Genomic DNA, 1,592 nt, shown 5'->3' with positions numbered 1-1,592 from the left:
CGGTCCGCTGCTCGCGGCACTCGGGATCGATGCCCATGATGTCCAGCATCGTGCCTGACGTCACCACATCGAGCGCGAGGTCCGCCCGCTGATTGCGGCCGGACGGCAACGGAGGCGTTTGATGCAGCCATCGTACCGTTCCTCGACGCGGCTCCGTCAATGCATGGCAGCCGCACTGTCGGCGTGCTGGCTCATCGGCACACTGGCGGGTTGCGTTGCGCTGGACCCGAACGCGCGTGCCGATGCGCTGGCCGGGGCTGCTGGCGATTGCACCCGCATGCACTGCCGAACGCGGCAGTGCCCTCGTTCACCCCCGCGCCAACTTGAACTCCCCCACCGCCTGCGCGAGCTTCGCCGCCTGCTCGCGCAACTGCTCCGCAGCGGCGGCCGACTGTTCGACAAGCGCGGCATTTTGCTGCGTCGAATGATCGAGCTGCGAAAGCGCCTGATTGACCTGACTGAGCCCGGTGCTCTGCTCAGACGTAGCAACGGTAATCTCGTCGATGACACCCGTGATACCGCGTACGCTTTCGACGATCTCATTCATGGTCGCACCGGCCGTCTGAACCAGCTGCGATCCGGTCCCGATCTTCTCGACGGACGAGTGAATGAGCTCCTTGATCTCCTTGGCGGCCTGCGCGCTACGCTGCGCGAGCGCCCTGACCTCGGCCGCCACGACGGCGAACCCTCGCCCGTGCTCGCTGGCCCGCGCCGCCTCGACCGCCGCGTTGAGCGCAAGAATGTTGGTCTGGAATGCAATGCCGTCGATCACGCCGATGATATCGGCCATCTTGTCCGAGGCTTTGGTGATTTCATCCATCGTCGAAACCACCTCGCCCACGACCTCGCCTCCGCGCGTGGCCACACCCGAAGCTGAAACCGCGAGCTGACTCACTTGCGTAACCGCATCGGCCGAATTACGCGCGGTACCGGCGATCTCTTCGAGCGCGGCCGCAGTTTCCTGCAGGCTCGACGCGGCAAGCTCGGTACGGCTCGACAAATCCTGATTGCCCTGCGCGATTTCTGCGCTGGCGACGTTGACCGATTCGCTGCTCTCGCGAATCTGCAGCAGGATCGTGCTGATTTTTTCCGCAAACAGATTGAACGCATGCGCGATCTGCGCCGCCTCGTCCTTGCCGTCCGTTGGCAATCGCATCGTCAGATCGCCGCTGCCGCTCGCAACATCGGTCAGCGCATCGCGCACGAGCAGCACGCGCTTGAATGCGGCGTTCGTCAGCATGCCCACCAACGCAGCGGCGATCAGGGCCACGACGACAATCGCGATGAGCGTAGTCGTGGCCACAGCATGCATGCCAGCCGTGACATCGGACTTGTCGAGCGCGAGCACGAGGGACCAATCCGTACCGGTGATCGGCTGCGCGCGCAGCAGCTTCGTCGCGCCACCGATATCCACGGCGACCGGCATAGAAGCCGATTCGAGCGCTTTGAGGGCATCCGGCGTCAAGCTCGGCGAAAGACCGGTGGCCGGTTTCATGATGAGATCGGTCGTGGCCGATGCGATCAGTTGGCCGCTCTTGTCGACGAGAAAGGCGAAGCTCGACGGCGTCGGATGGACCGACGTCACGATGCTG

General features: G+C 64.3%; 1 protein-coding gene. It reads right to left on the bottom strand.

Annotated elements, in window-relative coordinates:
* Positions 1-307: 307 nt before the first annotated feature.
* On the bottom strand, positions 308-1,592 hold a 1,285-nt coding region (locus VGL01_RS17485; protein ID WP_331571502.1), incomplete at its 5' end, for a methyl-accepting chemotaxis protein.

Origin of the sequence: Trinickia sp., from assembly GCF_036503415.1 — a bacterium.
In the GTDB taxonomy this organism is placed as follows: domain Bacteria; phylum Pseudomonadota; class Gammaproteobacteria; order Burkholderiales; family Burkholderiaceae; genus Trinickia.
This window is presented reverse-complemented; position numbering and strand designations above follow the sequence as displayed.